The following is a 23,405-nucleotide window of genomic DNA, read 5'->3' as shown; positions in this document are numbered from 1 at the left end:
AAATTTTTGCGACTGCGCCTTGCGTCGCCTTAGCTCGAAGATTTTTAACTGCCAGTAGCCCAAAAATTTCTATTGATGAAGTTTTCCGCAGATTGCAAAACAACAATTGGAGGCAATTGGTGAGCGAACGACTAAAGATTGAGAACCTCTACAAGGTCTTTTCCTCAACCCCGGACAGGGCCATGCAGCTCTTGACCGCCGGGGCCAGCAAAGACCGGATCCTGGCCGAGACCGCCACCGTGGTCGGCCTCAACAACGTATCGCTGTCGATCCCCAGCGGGGCGATCTACATGATCATGGGCCTCTCGGGCTCGGGCAAATCCACCCTGGCGCGCTGTATCAACCGCCTGAATGAACCGACCGCGGGCAAGATCCTGCTGGACGGCGAAGACCTGGTGAGCCTCGACGAAAACCAACTGCGGGAAGTGCGCCGCACGCGTATCTCCATGGTGTTCCAGCACTTCGCGCTGCTGCCGAATAAAACCGTGATCGAGAACACCGAGTTCGGCCTCAAGCTGCGCGGTGTGTCGGCGGCCGAGCGGCGCAAGCGGGCCCTGGAAGTACTGGCGATTGTCGGCCTGGCCAAGTGGGCCGACCACCATCCCCACGAGCTGTCCGGCGGCATGCGCCAGCGCGTCGGCCTGGCCCGCGCACTGGCCACCGACGCCGACGTGCTGATCATGGACGAGGCCTTCAGTGCCCTCGACCCATTGATCCGCACCGAGATGCAGGACGAGTTGCTGCGCCTGCAACGCACCCTGAAAAAAACCATCCTGTTCATCACCCACGACTTCCAGGAAGCCCTGAAGCTGGGCACACGCATCGCGATCATGGCCGACGGCCAAGTGGTGCGCGAGGGCACGCCCCAGGAAATCGTGATGGACCCGGGCAGCGATTACGTCGCGGCGTTCACCCGGGAGGTGGACCGTTCGCGGCTGTTCGATGCGCGCTCGATCATGGAAAAAGCCCACACGCTGCTGGTGCAGGGTGACACCCGGGTGGTGGGCAATGACGGCACGGCTGCATTCGTACTGAACACCAGCGGCAAGGCGGTCGGCGTGCTGGACTCGGCAGCGCTGCTGGCCGTGGGCGGCAGCGCCGACGCACTGCAACGACTGTCGAGCCAGTTCGTTTGCGTGCCGGCCAGCGCCAAGCTGGTGGAAGCCGCGCGCCTGCTCAAACCGGGTTTGCCGGTGGCGGTGGTGGATGGCGACGGGCAGTTCGTCGGCACCCTCAACAGCGCGCACATTCTTGATTGCATAGCCAGCGTCCCGGCCCCGCGCCCTGCCGCTGCGGAGGTTGCACAGCATGCTTAGTTCAGAAGACCTCGCGGTTTTACCCGTAGACCAGTGGATCAGCCAGGGTGTGGAGTGGCTGGGGATTCACCTGCGGCCAATGTTCCAGGCGATTCGCTGGCCGGTGGAGCATTTGCTGGGGCTGAGTGACACGGTGATCCACGCGATCCCTTTCCCGGTCATGGTGTTGCTGATGTTCCTGATCGCCTACCGTGCGGCGAGCCTGGGGGTGGCGGTGTTCAGCGCCGTAGCCCTGGTGGTGATCGCCGCGTTGGGGGTGTGGGACGAGGCCATGACCACCTTGTCGCTGATCACCACGGCGATTGTGATCTGCATGGTGGTGGGCATTCCGGTGGGCATCTGGTGCGCCCGCAGCGAGCGGGTGTGGGGCGTGATGCGGCCGATCCTCGACATCATGCAAACCACCCCGACCTTCGTGTACCTGGTGCCGGTGGTGATGCTGTTTGGCGTCGGCACGGTGTCGGGTGAAGTGGCGGTGGTGATCTCCGCCTGCCCGCCGCTGATTCGCTTTACCTACCTGGGCATCCGCATGGTCGACACCGAACTGGTGGAAGCCGGCCACGCCTTTGGTGCGGACAAGCGCCAATTGCTCTGGGAAATCCAGCTGCCCCTGGCGATCCCGACGATCCTCGGCGGCCTCAACCAGACCGTGCTCACGGCCATGGTGATGTCGGTGGTGGTGGCGATGATCGGCGCCGAAGGCCTCGGCCTGGTGGTGCTGCAAGGCCTGGGCCGGATGGACGTGGGCCGCGCGGCGGTGGGCGGGATTGCCATTGTGCTGCTGGCGATGATGCTCGACCGGATCACCCAGAACCTGGCGCAACCGACCATGCGCAAGCGCAAGTCGCTGTTCAAGCGACTGCTCAATCCGAACCCGGTAAACGCATAACAAAAAGAACCTCATGAATGCCCGTTGTTGACTGCCAACCCTAACCATAACGAGAAAAAAAAGAGGAAATCATGATGCATCCATTCAAAGCCTTGCTTGGATTTGCAGCAGTGTTGTACCTGGCAAGTACGCAGGTGTGGGCCGAGGATTTGCCGGGCACCGGCAAGACCATCCGCTTCGTGCAATCGGAAAGCACCGGCGGCAACTACGTACTGACCAAAATCGCGATCGAGGCCACCAAGCGCCTGGGCTACGCGAGCAAGTTGAGCACCGTCAACACCACCCTGTTCTTCCCCGCCGCGGCCCAGGGCGACCTGGACCTGTCGATGGACGTGACCTTGCCGATGCTGCAACCGAGCTTTGACAAGGTGAAGGACCGTACCGAAGTGGTGGGCTCGGGCTTCATTACGGGCGCGGGCTATAACGGCTACATGATCGACAAGAAAACCGCCGACGCGTACGGCATCACCAGCCTGGAACAAATGAAGGACCCGAAAATCGCCGGGCTGTTCGGCAAGGACGGCAAGGCCAACCTGATCAGTTGTGATCCGGGCTGGGGCTGTGGCGATGTGGTGGATTACCAGCTCGACAAGTTCGGTCTCAAGGACACGGTTAACCCGGTACGCGGCAAATACGAAGCACTGATGTTCGAAAACGTCGCCCGGCTGAAACGTGGCGAGCCGGTGTTTTTCTATGCGTGGGCACCGTCGTGGATGACCAACACCATGGTGCCGGGCAAGGACGTGGTGTGGCTGCCGACGCCGTTTGATGCGTTGCCGGGCAATGTGCCGAGCACCACTTCGGCACTGACGCCCGGGGTTGCCGGGTGCGCCGGCGGGGCTGATCCATGCCGCATGGCGATGGCGGCGTGGAACTGGTATGCGATTGGCAACAAGCAATTCATCGCGGCGAATCCGGCGATCAAGAAGTTGGTGGAGCAGATGACGTTTTCCCAGGCAACCTGGAGTTATTGGGAAAAAACCATCAGCGCCGACGGCTCCAGCGAACGCAACATTCGCAAGCTGGCGGAGGACTGGATGAAGGAAAACAAAGCGACGTTTGACGGCTGGGTGGCCACCGCAAAAACCGCCAAGTAGCACCGATCAATGTAGGAGCGGGCTTGCCTGCGATAGCGATGTTGAATTCACCACCTCAATCGCAGGCAAGCCAGCTCCCACAGTTGACCGCATTTATCCTGATGTTTCGGAGTGACTGAGATGAAACTGCTTAAGTACTTACCGGCCCTGGCGTTCGCCGCCTTTGTCGGCCACAGCTCGGCGTTCTCCTTCGGCCCGTCCGACGACGCCGTGGCCATCGCGCCGCCGGCCATGGACCTGCCGGCAGACGCGAACAACCTGCAAACCGCGGTCTTCGCCGGCGGCTGCTTCTGGGGCGTGCAGGGTGTGTTCCAGCATGTGCAAGGGGTGAAAAACGCCGTCTCCGGCTATGACGGCGGCGCGGCGAGCACCGCGCAGTACGAAAGCGTCAGCGGCGGCGACACCGGCCACGCCGAGTCCGTCGCCGTGACCTACGACCCGAGCAAGGTCAGCTACGGCAAGCTGCTGCAGATCTACTTCTCGGTCGCCCACAACCCCACGGAACTCAACCGCCAGGGCCCGGACAGTGGCACCCAGTACCGCTCGGCGATCTTTGCCCAGAACGCCGAACAGCAAAAAGTCGCCCAGGCCTACATCGCCCAGCTCGACGCCGCGAAAGCCTTCGACAAGCCGATCGTGACCAAGATCGAGATGGGCAAAGCCTTCTACCCGGCGGAGTCCTATCACCAGGACTTCCTGACCGAAAACCCGTCGTACCCCTACATCGTGATCAACGACCTGCCAAAGGTGGCCCAGCTGAAAAAATTGTTCCCTGAGCAGTACCGCGCAGAACCGGTACTGGTGAAAAACCAGTAGACCTATGATCGTTCCCACTTTCGACGATCGTTCCCACTTTCGACGATCGTTCCCACGCAGGACGATCGTTCCCACGCAGGACGATCGTTCCCACGCTCTGCGTGGGAACGCCGCCAGGGCGCTCTGCGTCCGCTCTTGAAGTCGTGACGCGGAGCGTCACCGGATTCATTCCCACGCGGAGCGTGGGAACGATCAGCGTGGGAACGATTATCAGACGACTTCAAGGTAGGAGCTATGAATCGCCCGCGCCAACTCCCGCACGGTGTCGATAAAATCCGTCAACCGGCTATGCAGCCCATCCTCCAGAATCTCATCAATCCCCGTATACCTCAGCCGCGCCTCAAACTCCGCCGCCAAACGCTGGGCCGTACGCCCATAACTCCCCGGCAGGTCCGCCAGGATATGGCTCAACTCCTCGATACACGCATGCAACGAGCGCGGCACATCACTGCGCAACAGCAACAACTCCGACACCGACCGCGCATTCAGCGCATTCGGGTACAGCTCGGTATACGCCTCAAACGACGACAGCGCCCGCAACAACGCGCTCCACTGGTAATACCCGCGTGCCGAAAGGTCGCTGACTTCCTCGGACTCTTCCCCAAACATTTCATACCGCGCGTCCAGCAACCGCAACGTGTTATCCGCCCGCTCGACAAACGTCCCCAGCCGAATAAACCGATACGCATCGTTACGCATGATCGTCCCGGACGTCGCCCCACGAAACAGGTGCGAGCGCTGCTTCACCCAGTCACAAAAGTGGCTGATGCCATGCCGCGCCAACCCGCCGGCCGCAATACTGCGCATCTCCAGCCAGGTGGCGTTGAGGTTTTCCCACATATCAGCCGTGATCCGTCCCCGCACCGCATGGGCATTACCCCGTGCAGCCCGCAGGCAGTTGTAGATACTGGCGGGGTTTTCCTCGTCGAGGGCGAAGAAGTGCAGCATGCGCTCGGCGTCCAGTTGCTGATGGCGCTCAAGGTAACTGTCCAGGGTGCCGCTGCTGAGCAGCGACATGGCCAACTCGTCCAGCCCGTCACTGCGCCCGGCCTGGGGCATCAACGACAGCGAATAACTGACTTCCAGCATGCGCGCCAGGTTCTCGGCACGCTCCAGGTAACGGGACATCCAATACAGATCTGCGGCGGTTCTACTCAGCATACTCAGCCCTCCACCACCCAGGTGTCCTTGGTTCCGCCGCCTTGCGACGAGTTGACGATCAATGAGCCTTCGCGCAGCGCCACGCGGGTCAAGCCACCGGGCACCAGGCGGGTTTCCTTGCCCGAGAGCACGAACGGTCGCAGGTCGATATGCCGCGGCGCGATGCCGTTTTCGACAAATGTCGGGCAAGTGGACAGGCTCAAGGTCGGTTGGGCGATGTAGGCGTGAGGGCGGGCCTTGATACGCTGGCGGAAGTCCTCGATCTCGGCCACGCTGGACGCCGGGCCCACCAGCATGCCGTAGCCGCCGGAACCCTGGGTTTCCTTGACCACCAGTTCCGGCAGGTGCGCCAGTACGTGGGACAGCTCATCCGGCTTGCGGCACTGGAACGTCGGCACGTTTTGCAGGACCGGCTCTTCATCCAGGTAGAACCGGATCATTTCCGGCACGTACGGGTAGATCGACTTGTCGTCCGCCACGCCGGTGCCGATCGCATTCGCCAGCACTACGTTGCCCGCGCAGTACGCCGCGACCAGGCCGGGCACGCCGAGCATCGAATCGGGGTTGAAAGCCTGCGGATCGAGGAAGGCATCGTCGATGCGGCGGTAGATCACATCCACGGCCTTGGGGCCGTCGGTGGTACGCATGAACACCTTGAGGTCGTGCACGAACAGGTCGGCGCCTTCCACCAGCTCCACGCCCATTTCCCGGGCCAGGAATGCATGCTCGAAGAACGCGCTGTTAAACCGGCCCGGCGTCAGCACCACCACATTCGGGTTGTCCAGGCGGCTGGAGCTTTTCAGGGTCTTGAGCAGCAGGTTGGGATAGTGGTCCACCGGGGCGATGCGTTGCTTGGCGAACACCTCGGGGAACAGGCGCATCATCATCTTGCGGTCTTCGAGCATGTAGCTCACGCCGCTGGGGGTACGCAGGTTGTCTTCGAGCACGTAGTAGGTGCCGTCGCCATCGCGCACCAGGTCGACCCCGGAGATGTGCGAATAGATATCGCGGTGCAGGTCCAGGCCGACCATGGCCTTCTGGTAACCCTCGTTGCCCAGCACCTGATCGGCGGGAATGATCCCGGCCTTGATGATGCGTTGGTCGTGGTAGATGTCGGCAAGAAACATGTTCAGCGCATTCACCCGCTGGATACAGCCGCGCTCGATGACACTCCACTCACTGGCGGGGATGCTGCGGGGGATGATATCGAAGGGGATCAGGCGCTCGGTGTCTTGCTCGTCGCCATACAGGGTGAAGGTGATCCCCGCGCGGTGAAACAGCAGGTCGGCTTCACGGCGGCGCTGGGCCAGCAGTTCTGGCGGCGTGTTGGCCAGCCAGCGGGAGAATTCCTGATAATGCGCACGGCAAACGCCTTGTGCGTCATTCATTTCATCAAAGAAAGATCGAGCCATTCCAATTACCTTGTCAGTGCCGGGACTAACTGCGCTTTGGCACTGCCGCTTTAGAAAACGCATTTTTTTATGAGCCCGTGGCTGATGGTGCCAGCAGGCCTGGTCCTTACTTTCTTTTGGGGTGGGCTCTGGGTCGGGGGGTAACGATTGCTCCTGTATCCGGGCAGATAAAGGACTAAAGCAATGCCTGTGCCATCCACCTGGTGGCGAGGGAGCTTGCTCCCGCTGGGCTGCGCAGCGGCCCCAAAAAGGAATCAGACCGCTGCGCACTGGAGCGCTGTCCCGGTCCAGCGGGCCCAAGCTCCCGCGCCACCGATGCGGCCCTATCGCCTCAAAACGGTGCACTGATTACTTGAACTTTGCACCAGCCCGGTTCTTCTAAACTGCTTCAAATGCCAGCACGGAGCACGGATGTGCCCAGAATCATCTCACCCGACACCCCGGAATCGAGCCTGACCGACCACAGCGAACACAACGCTAAGATTTTCGGTTCGCCCAAGGACCGTCTCGACTTTTACCGGCGTGAAATCCAGTACGAAACCAGCATTTTGGCCAACCGCACCGACGCCTACCTCACGGCCCAGTCATTCCTGGTGATCGCCTTCGTGTCCGGCATGGGCAACCTGAACCCCGAATGGGGCAAGCTGTTCACCCTGGTGGTGCCCGTGTTCCTGGCGACCCTGGGCATTCTCAGTTCCCTCAACGCCTGGCCGGGGATTCGGGCGGCCTACGAAATCATCGACCACTGGCATTACAAGCAGAGCGAACTGCTGCGCAGCGAGCCGGTGATGGGCCTGGCCTACGATGAGTCGCCACTGTTCAGTGAGATGGAGTCGTCCCACAAGGGCTATCGCAAGTCGCTGTTGTTCTCGATGCGCGCGCCCTGGCTGTTCATGGTGTTCTGGGTGATGCTGGGGGCCTACGCGTTTTACATCCAGGTGGACAACCCCGGCTCATAAGCAATTGGAACTTCACCGACCCGCACGGGACCTTACCTTTACGCAGTCTGCGTTTTCCAACAGAGGTGAGCCATGAGCACAGACAACGACCCGCAAACCAGCAACCGTAACGATCCCGCCATCGACCGCGGCGAACCGGCCCCCGGCACCGCGGCCGACGCGCCGAAGGACCCCAAGCCTGCCAGCGACCCCAAGGCCAAGGAAAACGACTACAGTCCAGACTTCAAGCCCGAGCGCGAGCCCAAGCCTGAAACCGATGCCGATATCGATACCCAAGGCGGTTAGAGGAGACGGTGATGTCAGTTGAAATAGACGAAGACGATGAACTCAATGACCCGGGCAATGAAGACCCGGGTTCATTGATGGATGATGCCGAAGTACCGCTTAACGACCTGGATGATGCCGCTGACGTCGGCAACACTGAAAACCAGGAGTAGACGTCATTGTTGTGCCTGGGCACGTCGTTCATACCACGCCAGCATCGGCTGCGTGCTGAGACCATGAACGACGATGCTCAGGGCAATGACTGACAGCGTCAGGTTCACCGCGACCGCGCTGCTGGTGCCCACCAGCCCGTGGTTGATGGCATAGAACAGGTAGTAGATGCTGCCGATCCCGCGAATCCCGAACCAGCCCACCAGCCCGCGCTGATGGCGATTCAGCAAGCCGCCCCAGGGTATCGACAGCACGCTGAGGGGGCGAATCACGCAAAACAGCGCCGCCCCCACCGCCAGCGCCCGCCAGTCCCAATGGCTGATCAGCACCACGCCCAGCAAGGTCACCAGGAACACTTCCATCGAACGCTCTACCAGCGCACCAAAGGCGAGCATGTCGCCCATCATCACCCCGGCGGCGATTTGCGTGTCCTGCAGTTGCCCGACATCGCCATGCAACGCATGCTCCGGCTCAACTTCCATGTGGCCAACCACCGGCTGTGCCAGATGTTCCGCCGGGGTTTGTGAGTTGCCGGTGGACTTGAACTCGGCCTGGCGCAGCCCCAGGCCGGCAGCAAATACCGACAGGAAGCCGTAGCCGCCGATGGCTTCGGCCACCACATAGGCGAGGGCGATCAGCGCCAGCGTCAGGTAGTCATTCGGTGACAGGGTGCTGTCGGCATTGGTGATACGCATCTTCAGGGTGACGCGACCGATGCCACGCCCCATCCAGTAGCCCACGAGCAGCCCGGCAGGTACGGCCCAGAGCAGGTTTTTCAGCACCCAGCCGCCCAGCCAGTCACCGTCGAACCCGCCGTGCTGCATGAAAATCAGCGCAAAGATCACGAACGGGAAGGCCGTGCCGTCGTTCAAGCCTGCCTCACCGGAAAGACCGAAGCGCAGCGCGTCATAATCCTGCGCGTTATTGACCTGCACCAGGCCCGCGAGCACCGGGTCGGTGGGCGCAAGGATCGCCCCCACCAGCAGTGAAACCCCCCACGACAACCCCAGCAGCCAATGCAGCACCAGGCACGTCCCGAGGATGGTCAAGAGCATCACCGGCCCGGCCATGCCAAACGCAATGCGCCAGGTTCGGTGCTTGAGGGGCAGGCGCAGTTTCAGCCCGCTGACGAACAGCGAAAACAGCACCGCGACTTCCGTCAGGTGTTCCATCCAACTGGCCGAGGCCTTGATGTCCAGATGCAGCAGGTCCATGCCCAGCGGGCCGATACCCACGCCGAGCAACAGGCACACCGCCGAGGTGGTGACCGGCATCCAGCGCAGGTAGGAGGAGGTGAGGGCGAGGGTGAGCAACACCGCGCCCAGTACGGCCATCCATAGGATGAAGGTCATTGAATAGTCCCGGGCATGGTCTGTGTGAACGTTTGAGGTTTGCCGGGAGAGAGAGGTTCAAAAAACGCGCATTGCCTGCTCGGGCAATGCGCGGTTTGTCAGGTCGCCAGGCGTGTTACGTTGGCATTGAGGGTGCTGTTTGGGGTGAAGGAAAAGGTGAACCCCGAGTCGAGAAACTTTTGCAGCCCGTCATTATCAAGACTGAATACCGTTGCACCGACCGATTGATCAAGAGTGCCAGTGGCATCGAACATGGCTTTGTCCAGGCCGGCTTGGTTGGTGTTGTAGATATAGAGCTTTCCATCACTGCTCTTTTGAATATAGGCGGTGTGTACGATATTGCCGTCTGCTTTATTGCTCATGAAGTTGATAACGCCTGATTCGGTAATGTCCGCGGGCCTGAATACGGCGCTGGTATTCTCGACAGTAATACCCATCAGATCCTTGTAGCGTTGCGTGTAATTGGAATCCCCGCTCCTGACCACACTGCCCAGCACGGCCTCGCGAGTTTTCAACGGGAGTGCATTGTCTGCCATCCCGACGAACATGGTTTTTTCGTAGCAGATTGTTCCGGTGTATCCCGTTTTGGCATGGAGCTTCTCCAGTTTGTCGCGAAGCGCTTCTACCGGCACGGCGTCAGCTTTGAAATTTTCCAGCGGCTCGCCAAAGGGCTGTCTGGTTTTCACATTCAAGGCGTGCCAATTACCGGTGGCGTCATCAAACTTCGCAAACACCTTGGCTTCTTCGGTCGCATTGGCCGCCTTGTAAGTGCCTTCGGCAATGCCGGGCTTTTTCGCCAGTGACGTCAGGTCGACACTGCGCAAGGCGCCACGCAGATGATTGACGCCGTTACGTCCAGCGGTCAGCGTGGTGCGCCCCAGCTTCAATGCACTCCGGGCCAGATCATCAGCCCCGCTCAACGGATTGAAACTCCCCAGCGCCGCGCGCCCGACAATCTTCGCGCCCTGGGCGAACTTGCTGAAAGCCGATGCGCCGGCGGCCACGGCCTTGGCCCCCCTGGCTGCCGCACCGAGGCCCACGGCAAACCCAAATATATCCAGGGCCAGGTCGCCGACACCTTCGCCGATGTTGCCGTTTTGAAAGTTGACGATTGCCGACCTCAAGGGGATCAGGTTGAGGAGGAATTCATTGACTTTCTTGTAAAAGGGAACCTCGGTATCAAGCGTGGTGACCCCCTCGGCCTCTTTTTTGAATGACCGGATATCAACATCCGTCACCATGGCATCGGCAATATAAGACGTTCGGGCACTGCCAAAGCTCTTGGGGTTGGCGTCCTGGATTTTTTCATCCGTCAACCCGGGTGCGTACTCGCCCGAAGGTATGACTTCTTCCAGGTCTTTATGGTAATGGGTGTGGTTGGAAGGCTGTTTGCCTGCCGTGAAGTCACCCAGGTCCGTACGCTCGGTAATCTTCGCGGTCCTGAGATTGATTTCGTAGGTGTGCACCTGGTTTTTGCGCCTGGTTTTCACCAGCAGGCAATTGTCTTCGGGCACCCGCTTGCGGGTTTCCTTGCCAAAGTTGTCCTTATCGACGTCGACTTCCCTGACCACTGTGATTTCGCCGTATTCCAGGTTTTTACGGTCTTCTTCAGGGAGCCGCGAAACCATCCACTTGACCTGGGCCGCGACGCTTTTTTCGATGCCGTCGGCGTATTCCCCGAACGCGTCCTGGAACACGTTCGGCATACTTGGCAGGTCTTTGGTTTTTTCCAGCACCTCGCTGAGGTTCAACGTACTGGATGAGGTCACCCAATGATTGTCAGCGGGGGGCGGGGGCCCAATTCCAAGTACCCCTACGGCCGGTGGTTCTTCGACGCCAGGTCGATGGTGAAGCGCGTCCTTCATATACAAGTCGAGGATCGAATAAGGCCCCGGGAAATCGCTATGGGCGGGTTCCAGCGTGATGCTCTTGTCTTCCAGGGTTGCCGTATCCATGCCTGGCAGGGCTTTGCGCAACTGCTCCAGGGCCATTTCCTTGCGTAATGGCATCGGCATGCTCTGTGTTTGACTGGCCGCGCTCAGCTCGGTGATCTGCGCATCGAATGCATCGCGTACATCATTCATTTGGCCTTCGGTCACCGGATACGGCATACCGTTCGCGCTTCCCCAATCCTTGAGCGCCTCTTGCTGGGCGGCATATTCGACATAACGCTCCTGGGCGGAGACCGGCGCCACCTCAGCGTGGAGCATGACCTGCCCATAGGACATCCCTGCGGTTGAACCCGGAGACTGCGCTTCGATGCGTTCTACCGCGGTGACAAAACTGACCCAACTATGTGAACCCGGGGTGACCTGGTCCGGGATGTCTTTAACCAGGAACTCCGGAGCGCGGGTGGAGAGCAGCAGATGCGCTTGTAGCGCCGCTGCCTCGGGTGACGATGCCTTGCCGGTGCTGACAAGATGTTCGGCCAACCGGCTGACGATACCGGAGGCGGGTTTGCCCCAGGTACTGTTCCCGGTCACGGCAAAACCGGCGATGTGATGCCTGGACCTGGGGTCTGTCGCGCGGAACGAGTTGTCTTTGTCCACACTCATGGCTGCCAACAGCCAATCAGTGGCACTGCCTTTGATGGACTGCGCGTCAAATTTTGCCTGGAGGGCCTCGCCCAACGCCTTGCCCTTGGGGGAGCGGATCAGCGAGTCGAGCACCCGCTGCGGGTCAGCCAGCTCGGAAGGCGTGAACGACTTGCCCTGCATGAGGTATTCCACTACGTTCCTGGCGCCGTTCAAATCAACGTCGCCGATCTTGCCGCGGCGCAGGTCGGACCGCAGCTGATTCGCCGCCTCGGGCGCAAGCGGGGGCTGCCATTCCAGCGCACCGCCATAATTGCCATGGAGCGGCGTCTGGAGTTCAGGCCTGAGCAGATAATTCGTCAGGTTCTCCACCTCCTCGGGCGTGGTTGGCACGTCCCAGCCATTGATCTCAAGGAATTCCTTGAGGCTAATGGTGCTCCCTGAGTCGGTGCTCCCGACCTGGCGGTAAGCGCTGTCGGGGTGAAGCTCGACTTTATTCTTTTGCAGGTAGTCGAGAACGTCACCGCTCCCAATGCTGCCCGATCGAATCCGCTCAAGCAGGTAATTGAGTTCACGCCCCACGGTGTTCAGCGTCTGGGTATTGCCCACCAGGGCTTTCTGGCGCTCAACCTCATCCTCACCACGGGTTTCGTGCAGGTCCGCAAAACGCGGGCCGCTCACGCCGGTAAAAGCTTTGTCGCGCGCCAACTCATCTGCACGCTCGTGGGCATGATCCGGCAGGATATGTTCTTGCTCTTTGTAGAATTGGCTCACCAACCACAGGGGGGCACTGTTGCTGTTTTGGGAGAGCGGCGGTTTGAAGGGGATCGGGTTACCGTCGCCGATAACGCGTGCGGCGTCCCTGACCTGTGCGCCCACCTGCGCCCAGCCTTTGTCATCGGGGCCGTTGGGTTGCGCGGCGGCGGAGGGCCTGCGCTGGTAGGTGATCTTCCCGGTATTGGGGTCAATCATCACTGAATTGGGGTTTATCCCGTTTTCCCTCATCCAGTCACGGACTTGCGGGGACTCCATGGCACGCCCCAACTGCGACCACCACTGCCCGAACGTTGAGTTCGGCGGAATGTTCTCGACCATGATCGCGTCGTCATGGCCGTCGCCCTTGACCTGACGCAGCGCGCTGGCTACCTGGCCTGCCAGTTCACCGTCGGCATCGGCACGCGGGCTGGGGATCCTGGTCCCGGGGGAGCCTGGCGCGGCATTTTCCGGCGCTGCGGCCTGGAGCCGCGCCGGGGGAAGCGGCTTGTCAGGTGCGTTCAAAGGAATGAAAGAAGCCGTAGCCTGAGTAGGAGCAATTGTCATAGGAGGGGGATCCGGTAATTTATCGAGTACACCCAAGCAGCGCTTCGCTCCAGCGGGTGTAACTCTTCGTACCCGATGCCCCCTCAGCGATTCCATCCCACTGGCATGCAGTTTGATACGGCGTTTTACGCGCCCATGCTAAGGGTGCGCCGCGGTCCTCAGCCGAATCATGTCGATCAGCTGGCGCAATCCCGGCTGCGACTGACGCCGGCTGGGGTAGTACATGCACAGCGGCGCGCCGATGCAGGCCCAGTCGGGCAGCACTTCCACCAGGCGCCCGTCGGCCAGTTCCGCCAGCACGCGATTCTCCAGGCAGTAGGCGATACCCACGCCTTGCAGGGCCGCATCAACGATGGTCTGGGTGTCGGCCGCGCTGAAGTGGCCGGGCACATCGAGCCGCTGTTGGCGTGCGCCATTGCCCAGTTCCCATTTGTAGGTGGTCTTGTCGCCCAGGTACATGCGTACACAGGAGTGCGTGAGCAAGTCCCTGGGCACTGCAGGTGTCCCTGCCTGTGCGAGGTAGGCCGGGGAGGCGACCATGATCCAGCGCAGCTCGCCGGTCAGCGGCACGGCCACCATGTCCTGGGGCACCGTGGCGCCATAGCGGATTCCTGCGTCGTAGCCCTCTGCGACGATGTCGAGCATGCGGTCCTCGATCATCACGTCCAGGCGCAGTTGCGGGTAGGTGCGGGTGAACTCGCCGAGCACCGGCGAAATCAGCAGCACCGCGGCATCCCGGGGTACGTTCAGGCGCAGGCGGCCAATCGGCGCCTCGCGGTACAGTTCGAGGGTGTCGAGGCCGTCCTGGATCGTCGCAAAGCCGGCACTGAGTTTTTCCGCCAGTACCACGCCGGCATCGGTAGGCTCTACGGCGCGGCTGGTGCGATACAGCAATTTGACCCCCAGGCGCGTTTCCAGGTTGCGCATGGTGTGGCTCAGGGCCGAGGTGGTGACGCCAAGTTCATTGGCAGCATGCCGGAAACTGCGGCGACGGATGATCGCCATGAAAACATTCAGGTCGGCCAACTCGGAGCGGTTGAACGCAGCCATATCAAGCACCTTTTATGGGGTTTGGGTTGCACGCGGCGTTGAGCCCGATTCAACCACGGATGATCTAGAGTAATCGTTTTTTTACTGATTGTTTCTGGCGGAGGCTTTTTCATGAGTATCGAAACCATCAAGATCCCGGGCATCGACAAGGCCGTCTCGCGGATTGCCCTGGGCACCTGGTCCATGGGTGGCTCGATGTGGGGCGGCGCCGATAATGAGGTCTCGGTCAAGACCATTCGCCATGCGCTGGCCAGCGGCATCAACTTTATCGACAGTGCGCCGGTCTACGGCCTTGGGCTGTCGGAAGAACTGATCGGCCGGGCCCTGCGCGGCGTACGCCACACGGCGGTGATCGCCACCAAGGCCGGGTTGCAATGGGACGACGGCACGGTGCGCCGCAATGCCACGGCCCGACGTATCCGCAAGGAAATCGAAGACTCACTGCTGCGCCTCGAAACCGACTACATCGACCTCTACCAGATTCACTGGCCCGACCCGTTGGTAGCCCAGGAGGAAACCGCCGGCGAGCTGGAAAAACTGCGCCGTGAAGGCAAGATCCTTGCCGTGGGGGTGAGCAATTATTCGCCTGCGCAAATGGACGATTTCCGCCAGTACACGCACCTGGACACCGTGCAGCCGCCCTACAACCTGTTTGAGCGGGCGATCGACAGCGATATCCTGCCGTACGCCAAGCAAAATTCACTGGTGGTTTTGGCTTACGGTTCGCTGTGCCGGGGTTTGTTGAGCGGCAGCATGCACGCGGCCACGGGTTTTACCGGGGATGACGTGCGCAAGCTCGACCCGAAATTCAAGGCGCCACGCTTTGAGCAGTACCTGGCGGCGGTCGCGGCATTGGACGTGTACGCTCGCGAATGCCACGGCAAGTCTGTGCTGGCCCTGGCGTTGCGCTGGGTGCTGGACCAGGGCCCCACGGTTGCACTGTGGGGCGCCCGCCGGCCGGAGCAGCTCAAAGGCGTTGAAGATGCGTTCGGCTGGCAGCTCACGGCCGACGACCTGCAACATATCGACCGTATTCTGGCCAGCACGATAAAAGACCCGGTAGGGCCGGAGTTCATGGCCCCGGCCCAGCGTTAACCTTTGCGACAGGGATGTCTTGCAGCTGCAAAACACAAAAGACATTCCTTTGGCGTTGAGGTTTTTGGCATGAAGCGCGGTCCCTTGTTCAAGATCATGGGTGATTTGCTGTGTGTGGTGGCGATGGCAGCCGCCTGGAAATGGCGCGGCAATCCCGATGTGCTGTGGCAGATCGTCAGCCGTCAATGCGTGCCCGACCAGCACCAGCACCAGAATCCGCGCCCCTGCCTCGAGGTTGATCCGGACAAGGGGTTCGCGCTGCTCAAGGACCTCAACGGCCCGTACCAGGACTTACTGATCCCCACCGATAAAGTCACCGGAATCGAAGACGTCGCGCTGGCCCGGGACTTGTTGCCGCATTACTTTGCCCAGGCGTGGAAACACCACGATGTACTCTCGGCCGGCCTGCAAACGCCGATTGCCGACCGTTATGTATCCCTGGCGATCAACTCGCGGTATGGCCGCACGCAAAACCAGTTGCACATTCATATCGCCTGCCTGCGCCCCGACATTTTCAACACCCTCAATGAACGCGCGGCAACCCTCGACGAGCACTGGCAAACCCTGCCGGTAAAACTGCAGGGGCATACCTACAGTGCCCGTACGTTGTCGGCGGTGGAATTCGACCTGCGCGACCCATTGGCCATCCTGAATGACTACGTGCAGGCCCAGGGCGACGCCATGGCCAGTTACAGCTTGCTGTTGGCACCGGCGGCGAACGGCAACTTCGTACTGTTGACCACGCGGTTGACGCTCAAGGAATGGAACCTGGCCTCCGCCGAAGAACTGCAGGACCGCCAGTGCAACCTGATGGGCAAACCACCACAACGACCTGTTTTAGCTGTTAACGACATCCGGTGAAGTTTGCCGTTGAACGAGTGTTCAGTTTCAATTATGTTGGCTGCACCCCCTGCCTGGTAACAGGCGGGCTTGCGCTTTTTCTGATTGAACGAGAGGCACTGGCATGCGGTTTTCACCTTTTGTCGAGCGAATTGCAGGGCAGGGCGTAGCCGCCTGGGACATCCACCACGCTGCCTTCCAGGCCAGCAGCAAAGGCGAAGACATCATCATCCTGAGTGTGGGCGATCCGGATTTCGCCACACCCTCGTTCATCACGGACGCCGCCGTCGAGGCCCTGCGCCAGGGCGACACCCACTACACCGAAATCCCCGGCCGCCCGGCACTGCGCGATGCCATCGCCGCGCGCTACAGCCAGTCCCTGGCTCGCCCGCTCGACGCTGAAAACGTCATCACCGTGGCCGGTGCGCAGAACGCTTTGTTCGTCACCTCGCTGTGCCTGTTGCAGGCCGGTGATGAAGTGATCGTGCTCGACCCGATGTACGTCACCTACGAAGCGACCCTCAAGGCCAGCGGCGCAACGCTGGTGCGGGTGCCGTGTTCCGCCGACTCGGGCTTTCGCCTCGACCCGGCACTGCTGGCTGCCGCCATTACGCCTCGCACCCGGGCGATCTTCTTCTCCAACCCCAACAATCCCACCGGCGTTGTCCTCAACCCTCAGGAATTGCAGGTGATCGCTGACCTGGCGATCGAGCATGAACTGTGGGTAGTGGTGGACGAGGTCTACGAAAGCCTGGTGTTCGATGGCGAATACCATAGCCTGGCCGCGTTGCCGGGCATGGCCGATCGCTGCATCGTGATCGGCAGCCTGTCCAAGTCCCATGCCATGACCGGCTGGCGCATCGGCTGGATCGTCGCCGCGCCTGCGATGGTGGCCCACGCGGAAACCCTGGTATTGAGCATGCTCTACGGCTTGCCGGGGTTCGTGATGGAGGCCGCGACCGCCGCCGTGCTGGCCCACGATGAAGTCACCCAGGGCATGCGCGAAACCTACCGCCGCCGCCGCGACCTGGTGGTAGCAGGCCTCGGCGGTTGCCCGGGCATTCACGTGCGGGCCCCGCAGGCAGGCATGTTCGTGTTGGTGGATGTGCGGGACACCGGCCTCGGCTCCCTGGATTTCGCCTGGCGGCTGTTCCGCGAAGCAGGGGTTTCCGTGCTGGATGCCGCGGCCTTCGGCGAACCGGCCCAGGGTTTTGTGCGGCTGTCGTTTACCCTGGGTGAAGCGCGACTGGCCGAAGCCTGTGAACGTATCAGCCGCTTCGTCGCCAAGCTCGCCGGAGAACCGCGAATCGAGCCTGCGGCGAAAATCATCAGCGTACAGCCGGTGGCTGCGAAGAAGATGATTGAGGTGCTCGACCTGCATAAACGCTTTGGCAATATCGAGGTGCTCAAGGGCATCTCCCTGACCGCCCACGAAGGCGAGGTGATCTCGCTGATCGGCGCCAGCGGCTCGGGCAAAAGTACCTTGCTGCGCTGCATCAACATGCTCGAAGTGCCGGACCAGGGCAGCATCCACGTCGACGGTGAAAGCATCAAGCTCAACTACGGCCGGCCCGGCGCACCGCTGGTGGCCGACGCCAGGCAACTGGTGCGGATTCGCTCGACACTCGGCATGGTGTTCCAGAACTTCAACCTGTGGCCCCATCGCACTGTGCTGGAGAACCTGATCGAAGCGCCGATCCAGGTGCTGCGCGAAAGCCGGGCCGAAGCCATCGAGCGCGCCGAAGCCTTGCTCGACCGGGTTGGCCTGGCCGCCAAGCGCAATGAATACCCGGCGTTCCTCTCCGGCGGCCAGCAGCAGCGGGTGGCCATCGCCCGAGCCCTGGCCATGCGCCCCAAAGTCATGCTGTTCGACGAACCCACCTCGGCCCTCGACCCGGAGCTGGTGGGCGAAGTCCTGCGGGTGATTCGCTCCCTGGCCGAAGAAGGCCGCACCATGATCCTGGTGACCCATGAAATGGCGTTCGCCCGGGATGTGTCATCCAAAGTCGCGTTTTTGCATCAAGGCCTGATCGAGGAAACCGGCTCGCCGGACTCGGTGTTTATCGACCCACGGAGTGAACGTTGCCGGCAGTTCGTCAACGCGCATCAAACTCGCTAACTCCAAAAAAAGACGGGGCAAGATCATGAAATCCAAACGATTGGCAAAGTGGTTGAGCAGTGCTGTGTTGATGCTGGCGGCAGGTACTGCGTTGGCGGCGGAGAAACCCATTGTGTTCGCGGTGGCGGCAGAACCCTACCCACCGTTCACGGTGAAGGGCGGCAATGGTGAGTGGACGGGCTTTGAAGTCGACCTGATCCATAAGCTCTGCGGCTTGATGAAGGCTGAGTGCCAGATCAAGGAAGTGGCCTGGGACGGGATTATTCCGTCACTGCTGGCGAAGAAAATCGACGTGATTTTCTCCTCGATGTCGGTCACCGAAGAGCGCGAAAAACAGATCGCTTTCAGCCGCGCCTACTACGATTCGCTGCTGGGCATTGCCGGCCCCAAGGGCACCACGGTCGAAGTCTCGCCGGCAGGGCTGAAGGGCAAGATCATCGGCGTGCAGATCTCCACGGTCAGCGCCAACTACCTGAAGAAGTACTACGAGAACATTGCTGACCTGAAGTACTACGACACCCAGGAATCGGCCAACGCCGACCTGATTGCCGGGCGCACCGACCTGATGATGGCCGACGGCGTCGCCATCGCCATGATGGTCAAGACCCCTGAGGCCCAGGGCCTGGCCGAAATCGCCGAAGTGCCTTACGACCCGATCATCGGCCGCGGCGTGGGGGCCGGCCTGCGCAAGGAAGACACCGAACTCAAGGCCCGGCTCGACAAGGCCATCGGTGAGTTGCTGGTGAGCAAGGACTACGCCGACCTCTCGCAGAGCGTGTTTGGGGTATCGGTCAGCCCGTGCAAACGCGCCGACACCCCGGCGTACGTCAGCAAGGTATGTGACAGCCCCTACACAAACTAATCCGGTAGAAAGAGAGTGCTTGTGGCGAGGGAGCTTGCTCCCGCTGGGGTGCGAAGCGCCCCCAAACAATGGGCCTGCTACGCAGTCCAGCGGGAGCAAGCTCCCTCGCCACAGCAAGCGCCCTCGTCACAGGGTCACCGCGTGTCATCGAAATAGGGAGCCGCGATGTTCGATCTACTCAACTTCAGCGAACAAGGCTGGGGCAATGCACTGCTCAAAGGGCTTTGGATGACCCTGCAGATCTCCGCCGGCTCGTTTGCGGTGGGGCTGCTGATCGGCCTGGTGGTGGCCTGCGCCAAGCTCAGTGCACCGCGCCCGATAGCCATGCTGATGCGCGGCTACACCACGGTGTTTCGCGCGGTGCCCGAGTTGCTGCTGATCCTGCTGCTGTATTACGCAGGCTCGATGGGCCTCAACGCATTGATGCTGTGGCTGGGGTTTGCGCAGTTCAACATCAGCGGCCCGCTGGTAGCGGTCCTGGTACTGGGGCTGGTGCAAGGCGCGTACGCCTCGGAGATTTTCCGCGCGGCGATCCTCGCGATTCCCCATGGCCAGATCGAAGCGGCGCGGGCGTTTGGCTTGAGCGGCTTTGGCCTGTTCCGTCGGGTGACCCTGCCGATCATGGCGCCATACGCCCTGGCGGGGATGTCCAACCTGTGGATCAATCTGATCAAGGACAGCGCGCTGATCAGCGTAGTGGGCACCAACGAACTGCTGTACACCGCCAAACAGGCGGCGGGCTCGACCCGGCATTACCTGTTGTTCTACCTCACGGCCGCCGCCTTGTATTACCTGGTGACATTGGCCTCCAACTACCTGTCCGGGCGCCTGGAGCGACGTATTCGTCGCTGGATGCCGGTTGTCGAGTGAGCCGCACATGCCTGAGTGGATAAGTTATTACGCAGGACTGATCGCCAAGGGCTTGCAGACGACGCTGTCGCTGCTGGTGATCTCGGCAGTGCTCGGCTTCGCCCTGGCGGTGCTGGTAGCGCTGGCGCGGCTGTCCCGGCGCAAGTGGCTGGCCCGTTGCGCACTGGGCTACACCAGTGTGCTGCGGGGCACGCCGTTGCTGATCCAGATCTACATCTTCTATTACGGCCTGGGCAGCCTGTTTGCCCAGTTCCCAATGATTCGCGGGAGTTTCCTCTGGCCGTTCCTGCGGGACGGTTACTGGTACATCGTGTTCGCCCTGGTGTTGTCGGTGGGCGCGTACGTCGGTGAAGTGATTCGCGGCGGGCTGCTGGCCGTGCCCAAGGGTGAAATGGAAGCCGCCTCGGCGTTCGGCATGACGCCACGCCAGGCACTGTTGCGGGTGCGCCTGCCACGGGCCATGCGCCTGCTGCTGCCGACCCTGGCGGGGGAGACGGTGATGCTGCTCAAGTCCACGGCGCTGGCCTCGACCATTGCGGTAGTCGACCTGCTTGGCGCCGCCAACGTGGTACGCGCCCAGACCTTGCAGATCTACCAGCCGCTGCTGCTGGTGGCCGGGGTCTACCTGTGCCTGACCTTTTTGATTGAAGCCCTGTACGCGATTGCCGAGCGACGCGGCACACCGTTGCGCAGGTCTGCCGGATGAAAACCGATCGCTCGTTGCAAGGGATTGCCCTGTGCTCGCTGGCCTATGCGTTCCTGGCGCTGCAGGACGCCGGGATCAAATGGCTGGTGGCCGACTACTCAGTGTTCACCATCCTGTTCTGGCGCAGCCTGGTGGTGGTCGCCGCGTGCGTGATCGCCGGGCGAATGGGTTTGCTCAAGCGTGCCTGGCACTCGGTCAGCCGCAAGCTGTTGATCATCCGCGGCCTGCTGTCGCTGCTGGCCTGGCTGCTGTACTACACCGCCGCCAGAGACCTGACCCTGGCGGAAATGACCACGCTGTATTTTTCCGCACCGATCATGGTCACGTTGCTCGCGGCATTGATCCTCAAGGAGCGCGCCAGTCGCGGCCAGTGGATTTCGCTGATCATCGGCTTTGTCGGCGTGGTGATCGCTTGTCGCCCCAGCAACATGCTCGATCCGTTGCCAATCGCCCTGACATTGGCGGCAGCACTGTGCTGGGCGTTTACCTATATCCAGTTGCGCCAGGTGGACGACAACACCTCGGTGCTGGAGCAGATGCTGATCACCAATGTGGTGTTTGTAATCTGCATGGCGCTGACGCTGCCCTGGACCCACACGCCATCGCCGACCCCGGCATGGCTGGGCATGCTCGGCGCGGGGCTGGTGGGCGGGATTGGCCAGTTCCTGCTGTTTGCGAGCTTCCGCCGGGCCACGGCGACGCTGCTGGCGCCGTTTGAATACACCGGTTTGATCTGGGCGTTCCTGCTGTCGAGCCTGGTCTGGGGCACGGTGATGGACGTGTCGCTGATTTTCGGCGCCGTGCTGATCGCCATCAGCGGCACCCTGGCCATGCTCAGCGCCCGGCACCCGGTGTCACAGGATGTGGTCGGCGCCGAATGCTCCGTGACGCAGCCCCTGTATCCAGCAACGGCAGATGTGCAGCCCGTTGGCGGGGCTGAAGGTGCCGGGGTTGAGGCACCACTCGAGCCAGAGTCCGTCGAGCATCGCCGATAAGCCGATGGCGGCCAGGCGCGTGTCGTGGATCACGAAGCCTTCGCTCTCGGCCAGGTCGTCGAGCAACTGGCGGATCAGTTCGAGGTAGGCGCGGTAGCTTTTTTCATGGGAGTCATTCACGTGGTTCGAGTGGCGGATCAGGCTCCAGAACACCACCCAGACGCCCAACAGTTTCGGGTCCATGACCCGCGAGGAAAACGAGCCGGCGAGGAATGCATCGAGCCGCGCGGCAGGGCCCACGGCCTGGTCGACTTCCTGCCACAGGGCGGTGGTCAGTTCGCTGGCGAGTTTGTGGTAGGTCTCGGCGATCAGTGCATCGATGCTGCCGAAATGGTGATTGAGCAACCCCACCGAAACCCCGGCTTCAGCGGCGATGCGCCGCACGGAAATGCCGGCATGCCCGTCACGGGCGAGGCTGGTGAGGGTGGCGGCAATCAACAGGTCGCGACGGTCTTCGGCCACAGGCACACCCTCGGTGAAGATACATGGTTGAACGTGTGTTCAATATATACCTGCAGAACCAACAAGAGGAGGGCAACGGCATGGCAAAAGACCTTTCGTGGCAAGTCCCCGGGGATTCCGGGAACACCCTGCACATTGGCGCCTGGCGCTTCGAGGGTGACGGCGACGGCCCTCGGGTGCACCTGCAGGCCGGTGTGCATGCCGATGAAATCGCCGGAATGCTGGTGTTGCATCAACTGCTGCCGCGTTTGCAGGCCTGCCAGGATCAGGGCCGGCTCAAGGGCACGGTGACGGTGGTGCCCCAGGCCAACCCGTTTGGCATTGGCCAGTTTCGCCAGGGGCGGTTGTTGGGGCGGTTTCACGAAGCCACCGGGCAGAATTTCAACCGGGCGTTTGATCATTCATTGGCCATGGAGCGGCCGGCCAGCAACCTGGCGCAATGGCAGAAAAGCCTGGTGCAACTGGCCGCCGATGCTGACCTGGTGCTGGACCTGCACACCGATGATGAAGCCCTGCCATATCTCTACATCCACCGCAGCTTTTGGCCAGAGGGCCAGGTATTGGCGGCGGCGTTGCAGGTGGATGTGGTGATTGTCTGGGACGAGGGCGGTGATGGGTCGTTTGAGGAGACCATCATTGATCATGGGCAGCCGCGGTTGGCGGCGACGATTGAATTGCGTGGGCAGGCGGATGTGAGTGATGCCCTGGCCGGGCAGGATGGTGATGGGATCTGGGGTTGGCTTTGTGCCAGTGGGGTGATTGATGAGGCGCCGGTGATTGCGCAATGGCACGGGCAGGTGGTGGATATGGGCTGCATGGAGACCATCCTGGCGCCGTGTGCCGGGGTGTTGGTGTTTGAAAAAGGGTTGGGTGAACAGGTGGAAGAGGGTGAGCGGTTTGCGCGGATTATTCGGCGGCCTGGGGATCCGGCTTCTGAGGTTGTGCTGCATGCGGCGCAAACCGGGCGGATGGTGACGGGGCATCGGGAGCGGCTGGTTTCACAGGGTTCGGTGGTGGCCAAGTTTACCGGGACGCGGTTGTCTGAGGGGTACAGCGGGGGGGTGTTGGATCCTTAGGCGGGAGTACATATCCGTTTCTTCGGTCATGGCTGGTAT

The 23,405-nt window shown here is 61.4% G+C and carries 20 protein-coding genes and 1 pseudogene; 15 read left to right on the top strand and 6 right to left on the bottom strand.

Annotated elements, in window-relative coordinates; genetic code table 11:
* The first annotated feature begins 182 nt into the window (after window positions 1-182).
* From HX786_RS04695 to msrA, 4 genes are all read left to right on the top strand, one after another.
* A complete protein-coding gene (locus HX786_RS04695; protein WP_218647709.1) occupies window positions 183-1,316 on the top strand; it encodes a glycine betaine/L-proline ABC transporter ATP-binding protein in 1,134 nt (377 codons plus the stop codon).
* Window positions 1,309-2,205, top strand: a complete 897-nt coding sequence (locus tag HX786_RS04690; protein ID WP_023658964.1) for a proline/glycine betaine ABC transporter permease — start codon at window positions 1,309-1,311, stop codon at window positions 2,203-2,205. The genes HX786_RS04695 and HX786_RS04690 overlap by 8 nt, the downstream gene beginning before the upstream one ends.
* 71 nt (window positions 2,206-2,276) lie before the next feature.
* Window positions 2,277-3,302 carry a glycine betaine/L-proline ABC transporter substrate-binding protein ProX gene (gene proX, locus HX786_RS04685; RefSeq protein WP_023842851.1) on the top strand — a complete coding sequence of 342 codons (1,026 nt, stop codon included), beginning with the start codon at window positions 2,277-2,279 and terminating at the stop codon, window positions 3,300-3,302.
* Window positions 3,303-3,422: 120 nt separating this feature from the next.
* Entirely contained in the window at window positions 3,423-4,118 is a 696-nt protein-coding gene (gene msrA / locus HX786_RS04680; protein WP_008433754.1) for a peptide-methionine (S)-S-oxide reductase MsrA, read from the top strand.
* 210 nt (window positions 4,119-4,328) lie between these two features.
* Here msrA and HX786_RS04675 read toward each other — a convergent pair whose 3' ends face one another.
* The gene (locus HX786_RS04675) at window positions 4,329-5,279 is read right to left on the bottom strand and encodes an alpha-E domain-containing protein (protein WP_003217078.1); all 951 of its coding nucleotides are present in this window, start codon (window positions 5,277-5,279) and stop codon (window positions 4,329-4,331) included.
* Window positions 5,280-5,281: 2 nt separating this feature from the next.
* The gene (locus HX786_RS04670; RefSeq protein WP_178911775.1) at window positions 5,282-6,691 is read right to left on the bottom strand and encodes a circularly permuted type 2 ATP-grasp protein; all 1,410 of its coding nucleotides are present in this window, start codon (window positions 6,689-6,691) and stop codon (window positions 5,282-5,284) included.
* A gap of 413 nt (window positions 6,692-7,104) precedes the next feature.
* Between HX786_RS04670 and HX786_RS04665 the strand changes: the two genes are divergently transcribed.
* The 3 genes from HX786_RS04665 to HX786_RS04655 all read left to right on the top strand — a co-directional run bounded on the left by HX786_RS04665 (window position 7,105) and on the right by HX786_RS04655 (window position 8,087).
* Window positions 7,105-7,650 carry a hypothetical protein gene (locus HX786_RS04665; RefSeq protein ID WP_003217074.1) on the top strand — a complete coding sequence of 182 codons (546 nt, stop codon included), beginning with the start codon at window positions 7,105-7,107 and terminating at the stop codon, window positions 7,648-7,650.
* Window positions 7,651-7,722: 72 nt separating this feature from the next.
* Complete coding sequence (locus tag HX786_RS04660; RefSeq protein WP_003217072.1) at window positions 7,723-7,935, top strand: hypothetical protein; 213 nt, start codon at window positions 7,723-7,725, stop codon at window positions 7,933-7,935.
* An 11-nt stretch (window positions 7,936-7,946) separates the two neighbouring features.
* Window positions 7,947-8,087: a hypothetical protein gene (locus tag HX786_RS04655; RefSeq protein ID WP_003217070.1), complete on the top strand. Its 141-nt coding sequence runs from the start codon at window positions 7,947-7,949 to the stop codon at window positions 8,085-8,087.
* 3 nt (window positions 8,088-8,090) lie between these two features.
* On the opposite strand, the gene HX786_RS04650 is transcribed toward HX786_RS04655, so the two are convergent.
* The 3 genes from HX786_RS04650 to HX786_RS04640 form a co-directional block, all read right to left on the bottom strand.
* Window positions 8,091-9,437 (bottom strand): sodium:proton antiporter, encoded by a 1,347-nt coding sequence (locus tag HX786_RS04650; protein ID WP_178911774.1) that lies wholly within the window; start codon window positions 9,435-9,437, stop codon window positions 8,091-8,093.
* A 98-nt stretch (window positions 9,438-9,535) separates the two neighbouring features.
* Window positions 9,536-13,327 carry a hypothetical protein gene (locus tag HX786_RS04645; RefSeq protein ID WP_256734958.1) on the bottom strand — a complete coding sequence of 1,264 codons (3,792 nt, stop codon included), beginning with the start codon at window positions 13,325-13,327 and terminating at the stop codon, window positions 9,536-9,538.
* Between the two features lie 102 nt (window positions 13,328-13,429).
* Window positions 13,430-14,341, bottom strand: coding sequence for a LysR family transcriptional regulator (locus HX786_RS04640; RefSeq protein ID WP_102604648.1), 912 nt, complete (start codon window positions 14,339-14,341; stop codon window positions 13,430-13,432).
* A 111-nt stretch (window positions 14,342-14,452) separates the two neighbouring features.
* Here HX786_RS04640 and HX786_RS04635 point away from each other — a divergent pair, with 111 nt between their 5' ends.
* From HX786_RS04635 to HX786_RS31820, 7 genes are all read left to right on the top strand, one after another.
* The gene (locus HX786_RS04635) at window positions 14,453-15,436 is read left to right on the top strand and encodes an aldo/keto reductase (protein ID WP_003217060.1); all 984 of its coding nucleotides are present in this window, start codon (window positions 14,453-14,455) and stop codon (window positions 15,434-15,436) included.
* Window positions 15,437-15,505: 69 nt separating this feature from the next.
* On the top strand, window positions 15,506-16,297 hold the full coding sequence (locus tag HX786_RS04630) for a CDP-diacylglycerol diphosphatase (protein WP_178911773.1): 792 nt from the start codon (window positions 15,506-15,508) through the stop codon (window positions 16,295-16,297).
* A gap of 103 nt (window positions 16,298-16,400) precedes the next feature.
* Window positions 16,401-18,395 carry an aminotransferase class I/II-fold pyridoxal phosphate-dependent enzyme gene (locus HX786_RS32165; RefSeq protein ID WP_177047942.1) on the top strand — a complete coding sequence of 665 codons (1,995 nt, stop codon included), beginning with the start codon at window positions 16,401-16,403 and terminating at the stop codon, window positions 18,393-18,395.
* A 25-nt stretch (window positions 18,396-18,420) separates the two neighbouring features.
* Entirely contained in the window at window positions 18,421-19,257 is an 837-nt protein-coding gene (locus HX786_RS04620; protein ID WP_087692319.1) for a transporter substrate-binding domain-containing protein, read from the top strand.
* Window positions 19,258-19,422: 165 nt separating this feature from the next.
* Window positions 19,423-20,127, top strand: coding sequence for an ABC transporter permease (locus tag HX786_RS04615; protein WP_134326647.1), 705 nt, complete (start codon window positions 19,423-19,425; stop codon window positions 20,125-20,127).
* A gap of 7 nt (window positions 20,128-20,134) precedes the next feature.
* On the top strand, window positions 20,135-20,833 hold the full coding sequence (locus HX786_RS04610; protein ID WP_003217050.1) for an ABC transporter permease: 699 nt from the start codon (window positions 20,135-20,137) through the stop codon (window positions 20,831-20,833).
* Window positions 20,830-21,828 carry a DMT family transporter gene (locus tag HX786_RS31820; RefSeq protein ID WP_008433732.1) on the top strand — a complete coding sequence of 333 codons (999 nt, stop codon included), beginning with the start codon at window positions 20,830-20,832 and terminating at the stop codon, window positions 21,826-21,828. Before HX786_RS04610 ends, HX786_RS31820 begins: the two co-directional genes overlap by 4 nt.
* On the opposite strand, the pseudogene HX786_RS04605 reads toward HX786_RS31820, so the two are convergent.
* Window positions 21,784-22,212, bottom strand: a pseudogene (locus HX786_RS04605) (TetR family transcriptional regulator C-terminal domain-containing protein); the annotation flags it as partial. The gene HX786_RS31820 and the pseudogene HX786_RS04605 overlap by 45 nt on opposite strands.
* A gap of 158 nt (window positions 22,213-22,370) precedes the next feature.
* On the opposite strand from HX786_RS04605, the gene HX786_RS04600 reads away from it, so the two are divergent.
* Window positions 22,371-23,366 carry a succinylglutamate desuccinylase/aspartoacylase family protein gene (locus tag HX786_RS04600; RefSeq protein WP_178911772.1) on the top strand — a complete coding sequence of 332 codons (996 nt, stop codon included), beginning with the start codon at window positions 22,371-22,373 and terminating at the stop codon, window positions 23,364-23,366.
* The last annotated feature ends 39 nt before the right edge of the window (window positions 23,367-23,405 follow it).

It is taken from the genome of Pseudomonas sp. 21615526, from assembly GCF_013386245.1.
Taxonomy (GTDB): Bacteria; Pseudomonadota; Gammaproteobacteria; order Pseudomonadales; family Pseudomonadaceae; genus Aquipseudomonas.
This window is presented reverse-complemented; position numbering and strand designations above follow the sequence as displayed.